This is a genomic window from Gottfriedia sp. NPDC056225, assembly GCF_042267765.1.
GTDB lineage: Bacteria > Bacillota > Bacilli > Bacillales > Bacillaceae_G > Gottfriedia.
Genome location: NZ_JBHJTJ010000036.1, coordinates 1 through 18850, shown reverse-complemented (window position 1 = coordinate 18850; position 18850 = coordinate 1). Strand labels below are relative to the sequence as shown.

Below are 18850 nucleotides of genomic sequence, written 5' to 3'. Positions count from 1 at the left end.
GATTTAGTATTTAGTTAATTAACTAAATACTAAAATCTATTTATGCAATTGTCAATTATGCTAAAATTAGAACTATATTATTTTTAGTTTTTAAATAGTTTCTATATAAAATAAGAAATTAAAAGATTAGAGGGTTTAAAATGGCAAATAAACTATATTATGAACAACCATCATTAAAAAATTGGATGACTAAAATTACAGAAATAAAAGAAGTTGATTCATTATTTCATATTAAGCTTGAGGATTCTGCATTTTATCCTGAGGGCGGTGGGCAACCTTCAGACTTCGGTACAATTGATGGAATTGAAATTGTTGAATTATTAGAGGATCATGAGGAAGTTATCCATGTTTTAAAAGAAAAACCAACTAAACTGGAAGTAAATTGTGAAATAAATTGGGACCGCAGAATTGATCATATGCAACATCATAGTGGCCAGCATATACTTTCTGCTACAATTATCAAATTATTTGATATCCCTACAGTTAGTTTTCATTTAGGAAAAGAGACCGTTACGATTGATTTAGATACTCCTTCTCTTTCTGCTGATCAATTAACTAAAATTGAACGAGCAGTTTATGAAAAGATTCTGGCTAACGATGAAATTAAAACCTACTTTGTTAATAAAGATGAATTAAACTCGCTTCAGTTACGCAAATTGCCTAAGGTTGAAGAGAACATAAGAATAGTTGAGATTCTACATACCGATTTATCTGCATGCTGTGGTACTCACGTAAAGCAAACTGGTGAAATTGGCTTAATAAAACTAATTAAGACTGAGAAAGTTAGACAAACAACACGACTTCATTTTAAATGCGGCTTCAGAGCAATAGAAGAAATTCAAAAAACTAGTAAAACAATAACAAATATTAATCAATTATTGAATTCACATTCTGAAATCTTAGTCGATAAAGTTGAGCAAACGATTAACGAATTAAAAGAAGCACAAAAAGAAATCGAAAAAATGAAAGCAACTATTTTTGAGTCAATTTCTAATGAGCTACTATTAAGTGCAACTAATGATATCGTCATTAAATCCTTTACAGAAGAATCGGTAAAAGACTTACAAATACTTGCAAAAGCAATCCAAGCTAAAAAACCTTCATTACTTGTTTTTTCAAGCGAAAAAGAAAATAAATTGTTAGTAATAAATCAGCTTAAAAATGAGATTCATTGTGGAGAGCTAATCAAAAATTTACTAAAACAAGTTGAGGGTAAAGGTGGCGGCAGTGCTCAACAAGCACAAGCAACATTTGAGACTTCAATTCAATTAAATGAAGCAGAAAATTTACTAAAAAGTACTCTTTATCAACAAGTAAAGGCATAAGTGAGATTTAAGTAGAAGTAATCGCTTCTACTTTTTTATTTTTATTTAGATTTTACATAGTCTTTTTATACTATTGATGCGATAATAGATTTTGTCGAATAATATTTAGGGTAGATGGGGAGAAATTTATATGTGGAAAAACCGCAACGTTTGGATCGTGTTGTTCGGTGAATTTGGGGCTGGTATAGGTCTTTGGTTCGGAATTATCGGAAATTTAGAATTTATGCAAAAACATGTACCTTCTGATTTTTTTAAATCGTTAATTTTATTTTTCGGTTTATTAGCAGGAGTATTAGTTGGTCCATTGTCAGGTCGTTTAATTGATCAATTTTCAAAGAAAAAGATTTTATTAATTAGTGGATTAGGTCGCACTTTAAGTGTCATTCTTATGTTTTTTGCATTAAAGTATGAAAGCATTATTTTCATGGTTTTATTTTTAATAATGCTACAAATTTCTGCTGCTTTTTATTTCCCAGCGCTTCAAGCGGTTATTCCAATGATTGTGAAAAACGAACAATTATTGACACTAAATGGGGTTCATATGAATATTTCTACAATTTCTAGAATAGCTGGAACGTCAATTGGTGGGGTTTTAGTTGTATCTACTAGTTTATCAAATATGTACGGAATGAGCATGATCGCCTACGCATTTTTATTTTTAATGACCTTCTTTTTACGAATTGAAGAACCAACTATTAAACCAATAAATGTGAAAAAGCACAAAAAATCGAAAGAAGATAAAGGATTTTCAGAAGTATTTGCACTTATTAGAAAAAGTCCAACAATATTAAATTTATTTATTTTGAATCTGATTCCGGTTTTATTCCTTGGTGGATTTAATTTAATTGTAATTGAAATAAGTGATCTTCAGCATGACCCTTCAATTAAGAGCCTTATCTATACAACTGAAGGTATCTCTTTCATGATTGGTGCATTTGTCATTAAGCGCTTAACAAAAAAATTCACGAATAAACAGCTATTGTACTTTTCAACATTTTTAGTAGCCTTTGCACAACTTACACTATTTTTTGCGAATCACCATTATTTAACACTGATCTCATTTGCAATTTTTGGATTTTCAGTTGGTTGTTTCTTTCCTGTTTGTTCAACAGTATTCCAAACTTCAATTGATAAATCCTATCATGGTCGACTTTTCTCATTTAGGAGTATGTATGACCGAGTAACATTTCAAATTGTACTTTTAGGCACTGGTTTATTTTTAGATACGATTGGTTTACGCTATATGGTTTTAATTTTTGGAACTATTTCGTTAATGATACTTACTAGATTATTATATGTTGAGAAAAAATCTAAAACTGAATTTATTAATAAGGACCAAAAAATATCTGTGTAATTGAAAAAAGTATGAATTCAAGTTGAATTCATACTTTTTTTTAATATCCATATGTGGCTAAAAATTCATTCACGCTTGAATACAAAGTCACTACTTCCCACTTTCGTTCAAATTCATAGGCTGTACAAACTTCCCCTGATTCTTCGTTTATATAAATGACATCATCAGTCTCATCGTCGAAACCGATTATTAACCAATTGTCATTCCATTGTATTTTTTTACTTAAGTCTTTTTTTGCTTCACTTACATCTTCTTCTTTAATAAAATAAATTGTCATATTTTCATTAGAAACTTCATCTATGCCAAGTCCTTTAATTCTTGAATACCATTCGTTTTGCATTTTTACTCCTCTTTTCCAAAAAAGAAAGCCTGTATCAACAAAGTGATAACAGGCTAACTGTTTTACTTTTGTGCTTTTTTTGATTCAGATAAATTTGACTTATCTTCATAGTTCGGTTGTTTTTGACTTGAGTTATTTTTTCTTCCACCATTCCCACGACCCATTTCATTCGCCTCCTTAAATTGTCATAAAAATATTTTATACAAATTAAAGAGGACTATCCCATGAAATTAAAGTAAGAAAAAATAGATAACAAATTGAATAAATAGGATAATCCAATAACCGAAAACAAATTTTGGATGTTTTGTTTTATGCCTAAAATAATACATCCCTAATATTGAACCGATTGAGCCTCCTATAATAGCAAATAAAAATAAAATACGTTCAGGAATTCGCCACGCTTTTCTTTTTGCCCTAGATTTATCGATACCCATGATCGCAAATGAAACGATGCTAACTATTACTAAATAAAAATTAAAATACCCTACCATATGGACCTCTCAAACCCACGTTTATTTTGAAATTTTTGCTGTTTTGCTACGGGTTGTTTGTATTAAATCATTTACATTCAGTTGGAGTTGTATACCTATTTTTCCTCCACTAACAATAATCTCTTCTATATTATTAGCAGATTCCTCAATAAATGTAGGGTATTGCTTCTTCATTCCTATTGGTGAGCAACCACCTCGAACATATCCTGTATTAGGTAAAAGATCCTTAACTGGTAATAATTCTACTTTCTTTTCTCCAGCAGCCTTTGCAGCTAATTTTAAATCCAATTCTTTTTCAACTGGAATGACAAATACATAGATTCCTTTCGATTGACTAATTGAAACAAGTGTTTTATAAACTAATTCTGGATCTTTATTTATTTTATTAGCAACTGAAACACCGTCAATCTTGCCATCATTCGTTTCGTAATTTAACGTTGTATAATTTACTCTTTTGGAATCTAAAATTCTCATTGCATTCGTTTTACTTATTGCCATTTTTACTCCTTTCAAAGCTTCAACATAATTTTAAGCAGATATTGATTGCTTCTTATTTCGTTTTTTAAGCTTTTGTTCAATTGATTTCATAAACGGCGTAGTTGACACAGCAAATACGATACATGCTAGCCAAATAAATGAAAATGATACAAAATCTTTCTTTGAAAAACTTTCATTATATAATAAAACCCCTATAATTAAACTAATCGTTGGCGAGATAAATTGCAAAAATCCAACATAAGTATACGGGATCATTTGTGCAGCTTTCCCGAAAAATAATAATGGAATGATTGTTACTAAACCTGCACCTACTATTAATAATTGCTCGACTGGGGCACTATGAATCAGTCCCGCCTGTCCTTTATATGTTAGATATCCAAAGTAAAATAAGGCAACAGGAAAAACTAATAATGTTTCAATTGTAAGACTTAAAAAAGCATCGATATTAAGGATTTTCTTCAATAATCCATAAAATGCAAAAGTTAAGGATAAAACGATCGCAATGATTGGTAAAGTCCCTGACATAATTGTTAAATACGCAACTCCAATTGTTGCTAAGCAAACTGACACAATTTGCCAAATTGATAATGACTCTTTTAATACGATTACACCAAGTATAATACTAACTAATGGATTAATATAATAGCCTAAACTCGCATCAAGAATATGATTTGAATTGACAGCCCAAATATAAATTAACCAATTTGAACTAATTAATAATGAAATAGCAATCATTGAAACTAATACTTTTTTATTACTTACAACTTGTTTCCAAGTAATTTTAAACTTTTTTAATTTTTTTGTAAGAAGAATGAAAAGTAGTAAAGTTATAAAAGACCATATAATACGATGTGTTAATATTTCAAAAGGTGAAATATCTTGAATTAGTTTCCAATAAATTGGTAATACTCCCCAAACCACGTATGCAAGTACACCGTACAAAATCCCTTTAAGTGTGTTGTTCATTCTCTCCCAGCTTTCTATTCATTATTAATGTGCTATATCAACCTTTTTTTCTTCTGATTGATCAGACGGTAGAAAAAAGACAAAAATAAACGTAATGATACTAAAGACCACCATAAATAAAGTAATGATTTCAAAACCAGCTGTTACTGCTTTAACTGTTGATAAATGATTGATTTGATTTTGAGCACCTAAAACTAATTTATGGCCATTCAATACTTCGGATGTCTTTATCGTAAAAATGGTACCTAAAACAGCAACCGAGATTGTCTGAGAAAAAGTATTTAAAAATGAATTTGCAGCAATTGCAATACCCCTTTGATTCATTTCTACTGCAGAAGAAATAAGAATCATATAGATTGGAAAGGATAATCCAAAGCCTAGGCCTAAAAATGCATTAAATGGATAAAGTAATACTTTTGAATCATGGTAAATGTTCATCCCTAATGCACCAATTATACATAAAAAAGCACCTAATAAGATGATACTCTTTGCTTTCATTTTTTTAATTAAACGACCTGATAAAAATGAACCTAATGTCCAAGCGAATGAAAGTGGAATTAACATTAAACCAGATTCCGTTGCACTTAGTCCAAACACACTTTGATTATAAACGGGTAAATATACTTCGATCGATATTAGAAGTGCGTGTGCAATAAACATTGCTGCATATGTAACGACTAAATTTCGGATTTTGAAAAGAGAAAGTGGTAATAATGGTTCCTTAGCTCTTGTTTCAACAAATAGAAATAATGCAAATAAAATAATGGCAAATACAAATAGAAAAATTAGGTTTGGAGAAGTCCAGTTATGTTGCTCTCCGCCTACTACTAATGCATATAAAGCAGATAAAGTACTTAAGATAAAAAGTATTGATCCTAAATAATCTATCGAAATAGCATTTTTATGCTCAATTTTTTGATGATAATATTTCCAAAATAGAATAGTAGAAATGATACCAAATGGAAAATTAATAAAAAAGATATAACGCCAAGAAATGAAGTCTACGAAAAAGCCTCCTACTAACGGCCCAATTACACTTGAAACTGCCCACACTGCGCTAATATACCCTTGAACTTTAGCTCGTTCCTGATAAGGATACAGATCGCTTATTACTGTCATCGTTAAAGGTAATGCAGCTCCTGCACCTAGCCCTTGAATTGTGCGAAATAAAATTAATTGCCCCATATTTTGCGAAAAACCACATAATACTGAACCAAAAATAAATAGAATAATTCCAAACATTAATAAATTTTTACGACCAAATAAATCCGATAGCTTCCCATAAATCGGTGTCGTAACAGTCATTGCCAACATATAAGCCGCAAAAATCCAACTCATCAGCTTAACACCAGATAATTCTGTCGTAATGGTTGGTGTAGCCGTTGTAATTATTGTCCCTTCAATAGCAGACAAAGTAACAGCTACAAGCAACCCTATTGTTACCAACTTCCGATTGGTTTCCATAATATACCCCCGTTCTAAAGCAGTGATCAGAAAAGCCCTTTCCCAATACTGCCTTAAAAATAATAGAAGCTCTAATGGAGCTTCTATTATTTCTTAGCCTACTTTTTCCAATTTTCTTCTATAAACTCATCTCTACCAGACGTAGCTCTGTCTTCTTTATAGTGTTTTGGATTTTTTTTATGATAGTCTTGATGGTATTCCTCAGCCTCATAAAAAGTAGATGCTTGTAAAATTTCAGTGACGATCGGTTTCTTAAAAATATTACTTTGAATTAATTTTTCTTTTGATTCCATTGCTTCATTAAGCTGAGATTCATTATGAACAAAGATTGCAGCTTTGTACTGTGAACCCCTATCTTGGAATTGACCGTCTGGATCTGTTGGATCAATTTGCGGCCAAAATAATTCTAACAGTCTGTTGTATGAAAATAATTCATCATCAAAAGTAATTTGAACTACTTCATAATGACCTGTAGTTCCCTTTTTAACTTCTTCATACGTTGGGTTTTCTAACTCTCCACCCATATAACCTGAAACAATACCATGTATACCAGGTAAATCCTCAAACGGTGTTACCATACACCAAAAACAACCACCAGCAAATGTAGCTTTTTGAATCATTTTAAATCCTCCTTACAATACCTAGTTTACATAATATTATTATGTAAAACCGACATATTTCTTTAATCCTATCTTATCTCTTTTAAATGAATTTTTAAATATTTTAGCTCAAAATTACCATGCTTTTTCAATATTAATTTAAAGGTTATTAAAAACTTTGATTATTAAAGAGTTTCATTAAAAGGTTAAAGAATTTTGGCTTTGTATTAGTGGATATCACCTTATACTGTTCATTTGTCAGCAAAGTAAAAACCCTAGTCAATAATGTGACTACGGTTTTCATGTTTTTATTTATAGTATTTGTCTTAAAGCACCATTTAATGATCCACCAGTAGGAGGAGTTGCAATTATAGCACTTCCTTTAGGAACATACACATCAAAAAAACAAAAACATTACAAGGAAAAGTAGAATTACTTTTGATTTGACTAATACTCTTTCCACTATCAAATACCTGGTTTCTCATTTTTTCCAATAATTCCTATTTATGGTAATTTATTATTGGTTTATAGAGACGGCTAGCTATTGACAGTTTTGTGATGATTAGATGAATTTTCCTTGAACAAAAATGAAACAATATTCAGCACAAAGAGAATGCTTTACTAAAAAAACGATAAAAAAAACAGACATAAATTGTCGTTACAAATGACAAATATGTCTGTTTTCTCACCAATTTTACGCAGCAATTGATTTATTATGCTTTATAATTCTAGTTCCAACAAACAACCAAATTACAAATAATAATAAAATAAGTTGTGGAATGATGCTTTCTAGAGATGGATAGATCCCTAGTTTAGGCACTGTTGGAAAAATAGTACTCATATGGTCAGGTAAGTAGCCGATTCCTTGTAATGCGTGTATACTTTGACCAATAAATTTAAACGTTAAGTAATAAATACATAAACTTGCAATTGTGAAAAATGGTTTTAATGGAATGAATTTACTACCTTTAAGGATGAATACTCCAATAATGACTAGTAAAATGATTCCGCCAGCAAAACCAGTAATTAATTCTTTCGCTGTAATTGAAGAGCTCATACCGATATAAAATACAACTGTTTCAGCACCTTCTCTAAATACTGCAAAGAATGAAAGTAAGCTTAGTGAAAGTATTCCTCCACCTGCAATAGCTGCCTTTGCTTTTTCTTTCATCTTATTACCATATTCTTGTTGACGAGATTGCTTATGTAGCCATAAGCCAACCGTTAACATAAAAATAATAGCAATAAGTCCAGAAACTCCTTCAATTAATTGATTACTAATACCAGCAGATATTTTAGATAATAAGAATTGGAATAGTAAACCTGCTACTAAACTAGCTAAAATACCAAAAGCACCACCAACAAAAATCCATTTACGTGCAGATTCTTGCTTTCCTTTTGATAATAATGCAAGTAAAGCAGAAATAATAATTAAAGCCTCTAAACCTTCACGAAAGACAATTGTTCCTGCATCAAACATCGTATATGATGTTTTCTTTGTTGCTAAGTTTAAATTGGTCTGAATTTGTTTTAATGTTTTCATCGTTGTAGACGATCTAGGCTTTTCAGTTAACTGAGTTAAAGCAATCGATGTATCATTTTCAATCTGTTTATATAATTCCATTGAATTTGCTTGAACCAATACCTCTACATAAGGCCAGTCTTGAATAAATTGATTAAATGTAGCTTGTGCTTTCTTTACATCATTTGACTCTAAAGAACTGATTGTTTGATTTAATAGATTAATTGCTTTTTCAATGCTAACTTCTTTTGATGATTTGCTACTTGGATTATTCAATACATCAATTAATTTAGTAAAAGAATCGTTTACTTTTGTCATTGATGGTTGATCTGTAAACAAAACCGATCTAGAAGTGATCATATTCGCTTCAATTGAACCATAAAATCCGCTGTTTGCTTTTCTAATATCGTTTTCTACTTTAGACCATTCAATTTCAAAAAGCTTATACTCTGATTGTGCATCAGCCCATTTTGATTCATTTGATAATGTTTTAACATTATTTAAATGAGCGACTAGTTTACTAAGATTAATTTGTGAAAGATCTTTTTTATCATTCGTATTTTCGATCCAATTTTCTGTTTCAAAAGCGATTGAACGTACATCATCTTTTACAGTTGTTAAATCATTTTGGTCAATATCTTTAATCGCCTGATCAACAAGTTTATTTAATTTTGACGTTTTCTTTTCATTTTTAATTAATTCTTTAATTGCTAATAAATCTGTTTTTACTTTATCTTTTTCACCATTTTTAACTTCTGTTAATGAGTTACCAATATGTGAAAGTACTTGTTCTTGTAAATCAGTTTCAGCGAACGCTTTATTAAACGGACTAACGATTAAACTAAAAAATAGTAGGCTTATAATTAAAAATATATTTTTTTTCATGCAATTCACCTAAAGTAATCCTTCGCCAATATAGCTACCATTTTTAATTCCTGGAAAACATGCAAAAACAGCACTACCATTATGTTCAATATACTCATTCAATAAATCCATTTTTGCTAATTTATCTTGTAATGGAATAAATTGTTTTTCTAAGTCTCTTTGGAAACTAACAAATAATAAGCCCGCATCTAGTTTTCCTGTTTGAATATCAAGTCCGTCAGTATATGAATAAGATCTTCTTAAAATTTTAATGTTTCCTTTTCCTCTTGCTAAAGCAACATGTGAATCAGCAGGAATTAATAATTTCCCGTTATCATCTTTTTTCTTTAAATCCATTTTTGAAAACTCATTTTTTTCACCAATTGGTGCACCAGTTGCTCTGTGTCGTCCAAATGTTTGTTCTTGATCTTGTAAAGAACTACGATCCCATTCCTCCACACGAATACGAATTCGTCTTGCAACTAGATACGAACCGCCTGTCAGCCAAGCTGGTCCATCGCCATTTTGTACCCAAATATGAGTATTCATCTCTTTTTCATCTTTTGTGTCTGGATTTCCTGTACCATCCTTGAAACCCATCAAGTTCCTAGGCGTACTACCAGATGGATCAGCACCTGATGAACGTTGGAATCCATGTTGCATCCACTTCAAGGTAACAGTTCCACGACCAACGCGAATCAAGTTTCTTACGCCATGGAAAGCAACTTGTTGATCGTTTGCACAAACTTGAACAACGATGTCACCACCGTTCCATTCCTCTCTTAAGTCATCACCAGGGAAATGAGGTAAATCTTTTAATTGAGATGGTTTTCTTGATTGAATTGATAGTCGATCAAAAAATGAAGGACCTACACCAAATGTAAACGTAAGCTTCATAGGTTGTAGACCTGTTGCTTCACCAGTATCAACTGGTGGAGATGTCGGAAATTCAGAATCACCAAGTTCTTTTCCTTCACTCATTAATGAAGCTGCTTCAGTCCATTTTTTAAACATTGTTTTGACATCTGCTTTTGAAGTAGTCTCTAGGTTGAATGACGCCAAATACATAAAATCTTGAGCAGGAGTTGTAATCCCTTGTTGGTTCTTTCCATATAAAGGAAGAATCTCCTTTGCATCCGCTTTTGCAGGTGAAAAGAAATTAGTTACTTTATCAGTAGCTGCTTCAATTCCTGTAGCACCAATAAGTAAGCCTGCCCCTCCTACTCCAATCAATTTTAATGCATCTCTTCTAGAAACTTTATTCGTTTCTAATTTTTTCATATTATTTTACCCCTAATGTTGACCCAACTTGAGAAATTGGTTCTGCTAATGCATCTACTTGTTGAGCTAATTTTTTCACTTCATCTTCTTTTAACTGTTTGTAATCAACGTACTGATCACCTTTTTTATAAGTATTTAATGTTGTCATTAAATCATTAAAACGATTTTCAATCGTTGAAGCTAAATCAGCATCTTTTGCTTTTAATTTATCTGATAATAATTGAACAATTTTATCTGAACCTTCTACATTTGCAGCAAAGTCAGCTAAATCTGTATGAGAATATCTTTCTTCCTCACCAGTTACTTTTGAAGATGATACTTCATTTAATAGTTCTACTGGACCTGTTACAAATAATACTGGATCAATTTTAGCCGTTTCTACTTTTGCTCTTAAATAGTTAGCATCCGTCATTAACTGCTCTGTATATTTTTCAAGTCCCTTTGTAGTATTTTGAACCCAAAGTACTTGTTCAATTTTATGGAATCCAGTCCACTCATTAGCAGGAACATCACCTTCACGTGCATCGATTTTTGGATCCAAATCACCGAATGATTCTGCTACTGGCTCAATTCTTTCATAATATGAACGACTAATTGGATATAATCGTTTTGCCTCAGCCATGTTTCCTTTATTTACTGCATCTACAAATTTTTGAGTATTCGCAACGAACTCCTCAGTTTGTGATACAACAAAATCTCTATAATTACTAATCTCTTTATCTAAGTTAATTTTTGCTTCTACTTTTGAATCTTTTTTTACATTACTAGCTTCTTCGCTTTTTTGTGCACAGCCTGCCATCATTAAACTTGTAGCAAGTGAAATTGCGATTATTGTAGTTTGCTTCTTCATGAAAATACCCCCGAAAAATCTAAATTAAGTATATGTAACTGATATTGATAACTATTATCAGTTATTATCATAATACAATTGATAAAAATTTTCAATTAGAATTTATAAAAAATACAATTTTAGTTATTTGAGAGTTATATTTTGACCCAAACTAGATTCTTAAATTGATAACTTTTACCTATTTACAAATAGAAAATGACTGAATAATAGTTCAGTCATTTCTCGGTGTTGAAATACAATCTAGTCAATATTGAAAAATGAATTGAAGTCACTCATGCTCCATTCACGCGATAGTAATTTAATGTGAAAATGAAACTTACTCAAGAATGGCTCGTTAGTAATTAAAAAGGTTGAATTATGAAAAAATGTTACTCATAGCGGATTCATGAGTATCTAAAATGGCTGAAATGTAAAAAAATGTTACTCATGGAGGGCTCATCAGTAACTAAAACGGATGAAATATGAAATATAGTTACTCATAGAGAGTTCATGAGTAACTAAAAGAGCTCAAATCCGAAAAATTGTTACTCATAAAGGCTTCATAACGAGTAAGATAATAAGCATTATTAAGAAGGAACCATACTCAAATATAGTCCATAACCCGATCAACTACCCAATCTGAAATAATTTAGTCAAATAAGCATTAGCAAAAATATCATTCTTATCTAGTTGAGAGCGAATACTTAGGAAGTTAGAAAGTAGAGGATATACTTCGTTTAGTTTTTCAAGATTCATTGAGTGCATTTTACCCCAATGAGGTCTGCCGTTATAGCTTTGGAGAATTTCTTCTATTCTATTAAAATATTCTTGATGTGGCATGCCTTTATACATATGGATTGCGATATATGCTGAATCCCGCATTGAAGCTGGACTAATTAAAAAATTGTCTCCTTTTACGAAGCGACATTCTATTGGGAAATGGACGTTAAATTTCTTATTTTGAATTTCTTCTTGAATTTCTAAAATTGCTTCATCCATCTTTTCAGCAGGAATATTATATTCCATTTCGTTAAATTTCACATTGCGTGTTGTTGCAAATAATTTGTGACTAGGACCGATCATATTAGTGTTTGGAACACTACTACCACTTATTTTACTAATTTGAGGACTACTTTTTGGGAAGTTTCTACTAAATTCACTTAACAACCAAAATGCTTTATTTTCAAGTGTTGCTACTTTCCATTTTTCAAACTTAAATGAATGCTTCTTCGTTCTTGTTTCATTCATTAGCTTAATTTGAACATTATTTGAATATGGAAATAAGTAAAACTCAAAATGTTCATTTTCTTTTTTCAAATTTGATAGATTACTATAGATTTCATCAGTATTTACTTTTTTGCTTTCATAACGATATGTTTTAGCAGGTTTTATTCTAATTTTAAATTTAACAACGATTCCTAGTAAACCTAGTGATACACCAATTGCCCTAAAAAGATCTGTATTTTTAGTTTTTGAACAGTCTAGTATGTCCCCAGACGGTAATACTACTGTCATCTCTTCAATTTGTGTTGATAATATTCCGTGATTAACGCCTGTACCGTGCGTGCCAGTTAAAAATGCTCCAGCAATCGATTGAACATTTATATCACCTAAATTTTCTTGTGAGTAACCTGATTCATACAATTCAAATCCAAGTTGCTCTAATTTAGTACCCGCCCAAACTTCAGCAGTTTGTTCTTCTTTATTAATTGAAATAACGCCACTTAAGTTATCTAGTGAAATTAAATAGTCATTTGTAGCTATAAGAGGTGTAAATGAATGACTTGATCCAACTACTCTTATTTTTTTTCTTTCCGAGTTAGCCATGCTAACGATGTTTACAACATCTTCAATCGTTATTGGGTACATTACTTGTTTCGGATTAAATTTGACACTTCCAGACCAGTTTTTCCACAACATACTTTTCATAGGAAGCACCCCCGATCTCCTCGGTATGTTGTGAAACGGTCAATTATTTTATTTTTACTGACAACATAAAGCTCTGAAAATCGTTCAGCAATCTCACCAGCTTTACTTGGTCTAAATAAAATTGCATCGCCTATTTTTAAGTTTTCATGACCTGAGTAATAAACTGGTGTTTGCACTTCACCCGCACCTTCTAATGGCAATAAGGTACAATGTGTTGGTGAATATGGAGTTGGCAATTTCTCTTGCCCTACTGCACCTGATGCTATAAACCCTCCACTTGTACATGTGAAAATTTTATCTGCTGGTTTTCGAATAATTGGTAATGCAAAACCAATTGCTGGTTCGTATTGAAAGCTCCTGTACTCATCAAATAATGTTGGTGAATAAAATCCTGACCCAACCGTAACTTCTGTAACTACTTTTTCATTCGAAGTTGATTGAAGACTTCCTGTCCCACCACCATTTACAAAATCAAGTTGATAACCATCTTTTTCAATATATTTAACAATATCTTTTCTTCTTTTTGCAATTTCACTTAAGGATTTCTTTTTAAGATATTGAATGACTTTATTTTTTATAAACCTATTTTTTGCATCGTCGCCAACCCCAGCAATTTGGGCTTCATATCCCATAATTCCTTCTAAGCGAACATTCAATGATTGCAAAATATGTGTGAGTATTGGTACTAAATCTCTTGTATTTTTTATCGGTGACCTTCTTACTCCAAAATGAAACCCCAAATAAGAAGTGCTCATGTCAACATCAATACAAAGAGGAATGACAACCTCATTTTTTGCTGCAACTTTTTCAATCATGCCGATTTGTTCCGTCTCATCAACCATACAAATAATTTTTTTACCTTTTTTTATTTGTAAGGCAATTTTATTTAAGCCACTTACATCAACTGTTGGATAGCCCATTAACAAATTATCAAAACCATTTTCGGCAAGAAAGTCTGCCTCATGTGGGCTATAACACATTAACCCCTCAAAACATTCATCGCTTTCTAAAATATAATTTAATACTTGTACACTACGAATCGACTTTGTAGCAATCCTTATTTTTTTACCGTTTGATTTTTTTGCAATATCATCAACATTTTTAACAAAAGCATCCCAATCTAAAAAAGCACATGGCATAGACATTTTAGTAAAAACCGATCGATCGACCATTTATTCACCTGTCCCTATCCCTTAGCATTTTTATTATTAATTTATGCAAAACTTGAATTAATAAGAATAAAAAAAATTACATAGAATATGCTCCATGTAATTTTTAAAAATCGATAAACCCTTTTAATACTTGTATAGTTAAAGGACTTTGCAATCTTACTGAACTATTTGATTGATTTAAGCTCACATTTGACATAGGAATACCGTACCAAAGTACCTCATTGTCAATCATAATAAACGGTTGAACTTGATCTTTTTTAATAAATCTTCTATTCTTTTGTTTTTCGAAATGAGCTTCACTTATAAATAAAATTGGAATTTCGATTTCGTTTATGATTTTTCGAATTTCCAATGACATAGTTGATAAATTTGGCATTGAAACAACTATATTTTTATTTGCATTTTTTAAATCATTCACTAATTCAGTTATGCCTTCAGTTGAATCATTAAAAAATAATTTCAACCTCTTAGAAATACTTTTCGTAAATAGTTTATTGAATTCTTCTTTATCCACTTTGTGATCATGATTAACTTGATATTGAACTAATTTATTGATCGCTTTATTTGGTTTTGTTTTATTTTTGACAAAAGGAATATCTGCAATATGAATAAATTTGCCTCTCGCCCTAGTTAGTGCAACATTTATTAATCTCTCACTATTTTGGTCTGTTAGTAATAATCCAGGCGAATATTGTGGATATGTATCAACAGAATCAAAAATGATCACATCGCATTCCGCTCCTTGAAATCGATGGACTGTTGCGATTTGAATTGGTAATTCTCTATATTTTGTTTTACCGATTATTTCTTTATGTAGAGCAGCAAGTAATTTTGCTTGAGCTCTATATGGTGTGACAATACCAATAGACAAAACTCCATCTACTATACTTGTAAGAATGCATTGGATGGCAATAATCGCGCTTCCTAAATTATATCTTGAATTTGTATTTGAATCTTTTAAAGCATATGTTTTTAGAAATTGTGAATTAATTAAACTATTTGCTTTCATAGGAAAAGGTCTATGCTTTGCAATTTCTTGTCTTCTTTTTACTGATGGGTGGTCAAATACTAATGATTGGTAAATTTCTTTATTCGTAAATCCCGATATGGCAGGATGCATTCTTCTTTGTTTATTTAGCAAAACTAAGTTAGGTAATGGTTCACCTTTTTCAATTTTTTGGACAATCCCCGTATGATGAAATAAATCTTCTTGAAGCCATTTCTTTACATAATCATTATGAAAACAAGACGCAATTGGTGGCAATTGTTTAAAATCTCCACATACGACAATTCGTTTTCCTAAAGTTGCAGCGAATGCAATTTGTGGTGTATATGCCATACTGATTTCATCAACAATTACTAAGTCAAACTGTCTTAAATAAATTAATGGATCAATTGAACATTTTGATAATGTAGTTCCAATTACTTTTGCTTGATCGATTAACTCTTTTTCTTTTTCACGGATCTCACTTCGAATTTTATTTAACTTATTTTGAATTCTACTCAGATCATTTAATTCTTGTTTCGAAGCCGCTCCCCTTCTTGCTTTTTTTAACATAGAATGCTTTCGTTCATCCAAATTTTCCAATTCATCATGGTTTATCTCACCACTTACTTCAACAAGCTTTGATGAAAGAATGTCTTCATGCTGTAGCAATACTTCATCTTTTGTATAGCCGTATCGGACGATTTCTCCACTTTTCCATTTTTCTTTCTGCTCTAATTCATGGATAACATTCTTCATTAAAACGTCCACTGCCGCATTTGAATGAGCAATAACTAATACAGATTTATTTTTTTCGTAATGCTTTAAAATAATCTTCGTTAAATTATATGACTTTCCAGTACCAGGCGGTCCCCAAATATAGGTTGTTGCATTATAAAAGGAACGGTAAATTAACTCCTGTATGACTGAAGTATCCTTTTTCATTTTAGTTAAATGCTTAGCAGTCGAATCAGCATTCATTAATTTCAGTATTCTTTTTTGTTTACCTCGATAATCTTTAATCTCCTCAAGTCGATCAATTAACTGATCTAATAACTCCCATGGTTCATTAAAAAGTTCAGCATATGGAATTGTCGTTTGGAAACTTTCATTTATTTTTATTTCGACTTGTGATCCCTTAAATGATAACAACTCGCCTTGAAATTCTTGATTTTCTATTTTGATTCGAACAGGTGTGCCTTCTGGAACAAAAATTTCTGCATAAATCGTAAATAAGATTACCGTACTTTGTCCAATTTGATATAAAGGAGTTCCCTTTGTAAGGGTATAGCTCCTTCCCCCATGAAATTTCAGGTAATTTCGTTCTGCCTCAATTGCTGATTGCCATTCTGTAATTAAATTATTTACGTCACTAAGTTTATTAAGCATATATTTCACCTTACTAGTTTAAAAAATTTGAACTTATACACCGCTTGTCCATTCACTTTAATTAGGTATAGATTTTTTTAATGCTAATTTTAAAAAGTCAATATAAACAAGTGCCTCTGCTGGTAAAAACACATCATTTCTCTTCACCCAGCCGATCTGAACTAGGTTTGCTCCTTCAAGTGGAATTGAGATAATATTTGGATTCATATAGTTGTGAACAATACAGCCTGTTCCTAGATTATAGCTATCTGTATTTGAAAGAAGATTATTCATTGCCCCTCGATCTTGGAGATAAACAAGTTTTCCAATATTGTCTACATCAAGTGCTTCTTCTGCAAAGTGCAATAACATGTCATCATGCTGGTATGTCAAATATGGATAGTTAGTTAACTGATCTAATTTAATCGATTCAAGATGAGCTAATGGATGTTCTTTTCGCAAAAAGACGCGCTGTTTCAAAGTAGCAATAGGATTAAATGTTAGTGATTTTGACGTAAAATATCGTGCAAAAATATGTTTATTTAGCTCAGTTAGCGATAAAATTCCAAGAATACTTTTACAAGAATGAACATCTTCAATTACATCAGTCGTCTTACCTTCTCGAATCGCAAACTCATATTTCTGATCATCAAAATAATTCATTAAATTTGCAAATGCCTCGATTGCAAAACCATAATGTTGGGAAGAAATGGATAGCTTAGTTGAGTCAGTTGTTTTCTCTTTGTGAAAATGATGAACAACAGATTCCATTTGTTCTAAAAGCATTTTAGCGTAAAATAATAGTTCAGTACCATCTTTTGTAAAGACAACACCTTTATTCGTTCTATCTAAAATCATGATTTCTAACTCAGTTTCAAGATCACGCACAGCTTTACTAATACTAGGTTGTGTTACGAAAAGTGCAGTCGCTGCTTTACTAATCGAATTGTGCTTTGCAATCTCCACTATATATCGAAACTGCTGGAGTTTCATGTATTCACCGTCTTTATATATATTTTGTCGATTTTTTTGCTATAACTTTAATCTATAGCAAATGATTAAAAATTTCAATTTTACGGTTTGGGTGAAAAGTTTTAAAATATGTAATAACAAACAATCACATATGAGAGGAAGAAAAAAATGATTAGGGAAGCAACTAAAGAGGATTTACTAGACATTTTAGCGATTTATAATGATGCAATTCTTAATACAACGGCAGTGTATTCTTATAAACCTCAATCACTAGAAGATAGAAAAATTTGGTTTGACCAAAAGATGCAAGAAGGTTTTCCAATCATCGTTTTCGAAATAGATGAAAAAGTGGCTGGATTTGCTACATTCGGCCCATTTAGAGCGTGGCCAGCCTATAAATACTCGATTGAACATTCTATTTATGTAAATAGTGAGTTTAGAAAAAAAGGCATCGGAACTTCTTTAATGAAAGAATTAATTGCCATTGCGACAAAAAGAGAATACATGACATTGATAGCTGGTATAGATGCTGAAAATGAAAAAAGTATTGCTATGCATAAAAACTTTGGATTTGTCCATTCAGGTACTATAAATAAAGCCGGATATAAATTCAATCGATGGCTTGACCTAGCTTTTTATCAATTAGAACTTAATGGGCCTAAAGAACCTGTAGAAGATTAAATAAACATTTAAAAAATATGAAGATAATGAAAGGGCATGTTTTGATTGTATTTTCAAAACATGCCCTTTTAATTTTATTTGAAACAGTTCAATTACTTATCGGTAAAAAAACTATTAATTATATAATAAATTTGCAATTAAAAGGACTAAAGTCGTAATTACAATAAATCCAATAAAAAAATATCCTATAAACCTGATCGCCCTTGGCTG

16 protein-coding genes are annotated in these 18850 nt (G+C 31.2%); 3 read left to right on the top strand and 13 right to left on the bottom strand.

Annotated elements, in window-relative coordinates:
• Positions 1 to 140: 140 nt before the first annotated feature.
• Positions 141 to 1325, top strand: coding sequence for an alanyl-tRNA editing protein (locus ACFCYN_RS18940; protein WP_375951005.1), 1185 nt, complete (start codon positions 141 to 143; stop codon positions 1323 to 1325).
• Between the two features lie 130 nt (positions 1326 to 1455).
• The gene (locus tag ACFCYN_RS18935; RefSeq protein ID WP_375951003.1) at positions 1456 to 2679 is read left to right on the top strand and encodes an MFS transporter; all 1224 of its coding nucleotides are present in this window, start codon (positions 1456 to 1458) and stop codon (positions 2677 to 2679) included.
• A gap of 40 nt (positions 2680 to 2719) precedes the next feature.
• Here ACFCYN_RS18935 and ACFCYN_RS18930 read toward each other — a convergent pair whose 3' ends face one another.
• The 13 genes from ACFCYN_RS18930 to ACFCYN_RS18870 form a co-directional block, all read right to left on the bottom strand.
• Positions 2720 to 3019 carry an SMI1/KNR4 family protein gene (locus ACFCYN_RS18930; protein ID WP_375951001.1) on the bottom strand — a complete coding sequence of 100 codons (300 nt, stop codon included), beginning with the start codon at positions 3017 to 3019 and terminating at the stop codon, positions 2720 to 2722.
• 230 nt (positions 3020 to 3249) lie between these two features.
• Positions 3250 to 3510, bottom strand: coding sequence for a DUF1294 domain-containing protein (locus ACFCYN_RS18925; RefSeq protein WP_098120837.1), 261 nt, complete (start codon positions 3508 to 3510; stop codon positions 3250 to 3252).
• A 21-nt stretch (positions 3511 to 3531) separates the two neighbouring features.
• Positions 3532 to 4008 (bottom strand): Cys-tRNA(Pro) deacylase, encoded by a 477-nt coding sequence (ybaK, locus tag ACFCYN_RS18920; protein ID WP_375950999.1) that lies wholly within the window; start codon positions 4006 to 4008, stop codon positions 3532 to 3534.
• Positions 4009 to 4038: 30 nt separating this feature from the next.
• Positions 4039 to 4974 (bottom strand): EamA family transporter RarD, encoded by a 936-nt coding sequence (gene rarD / locus ACFCYN_RS18915; RefSeq protein ID WP_375950997.1) that lies wholly within the window; start codon positions 4972 to 4974, stop codon positions 4039 to 4041.
• A 24-nt stretch (positions 4975 to 4998) separates the two neighbouring features.
• A complete protein-coding gene (locus ACFCYN_RS18910) occupies positions 4999 to 6438 on the bottom strand; it encodes an MFS transporter (RefSeq protein ID WP_375950995.1) in 1440 nt (479 codons plus the stop codon).
• Between the two features lie 98 nt (positions 6439 to 6536).
• Entirely contained in the window at positions 6537 to 7055 is a 519-nt protein-coding gene (msrA, locus tag ACFCYN_RS18905; protein ID WP_375951037.1) for a peptide-methionine (S)-S-oxide reductase MsrA, read from the bottom strand.
• Between the two features lie 676 nt (positions 7056 to 7731).
• Entirely contained in the window at positions 7732 to 9444 is a 1713-nt protein-coding gene (locus tag ACFCYN_RS18900) for an FTR1 family iron permease (RefSeq protein WP_375950993.1), read from the bottom strand.
• A gap of 9 nt (positions 9445 to 9453) precedes the next feature.
• The gene (gene efeB, locus ACFCYN_RS18895) at positions 9454 to 10704 is read right to left on the bottom strand and encodes an iron uptake transporter deferrochelatase/peroxidase subunit (RefSeq protein WP_375950991.1); all 1251 of its coding nucleotides are present in this window, start codon (positions 10702 to 10704) and stop codon (positions 9454 to 9456) included.
• A 1-nt stretch (position 10705) separates the two neighbouring features.
• Positions 10706 to 11554 carry an iron uptake system protein EfeO gene (efeO, locus tag ACFCYN_RS18890; protein WP_172444814.1) on the bottom strand — a complete coding sequence of 283 codons (849 nt, stop codon included), beginning with the start codon at positions 11552 to 11554 and terminating at the stop codon, positions 10706 to 10708.
• 609 nt (positions 11555 to 12163) lie between these two features.
• Positions 12164 to 13471 carry a D-arabinono-1,4-lactone oxidase gene (locus ACFCYN_RS18885; protein WP_375950989.1) on the bottom strand — a complete coding sequence of 436 codons (1308 nt, stop codon included), beginning with the start codon at positions 13469 to 13471 and terminating at the stop codon, positions 12164 to 12166.
• Complete coding sequence (locus tag ACFCYN_RS18880; RefSeq protein ID WP_375950987.1) at positions 13459 to 14634, bottom strand: amino acid deaminase/aldolase; 1176 nt, start codon at positions 14632 to 14634, stop codon at positions 13459 to 13461. Before ACFCYN_RS18880 ends, ACFCYN_RS18885 begins: the two co-directional genes overlap by 13 nt.
• 103 nt (positions 14635 to 14737) lie before the next feature.
• Positions 14738 to 17008: an AAA domain-containing protein gene (locus tag ACFCYN_RS18875; protein WP_375950985.1), complete on the bottom strand. Its 2271-nt coding sequence runs from the start codon at positions 17006 to 17008 to the stop codon at positions 14738 to 14740.
• A gap of 57 nt (positions 17009 to 17065) precedes the next feature.
• Positions 17066 to 17980 (bottom strand): LysR family transcriptional regulator, encoded by a 915-nt coding sequence (locus ACFCYN_RS18870; RefSeq protein WP_172444818.1) that lies wholly within the window; start codon positions 17978 to 17980, stop codon positions 17066 to 17068.
• 147 nt (positions 17981 to 18127) lie between these two features.
• On the opposite strand from ACFCYN_RS18870, the gene ACFCYN_RS18865 reads away from it, so the two are divergent.
• The gene (locus ACFCYN_RS18865) at positions 18128 to 18640 is read left to right on the top strand and encodes a GNAT family N-acetyltransferase (protein WP_375950983.1); all 513 of its coding nucleotides are present in this window, start codon (positions 18128 to 18130) and stop codon (positions 18638 to 18640) included.
• The last annotated feature ends 210 nt before the right edge of the window (positions 18641 to 18850 follow it).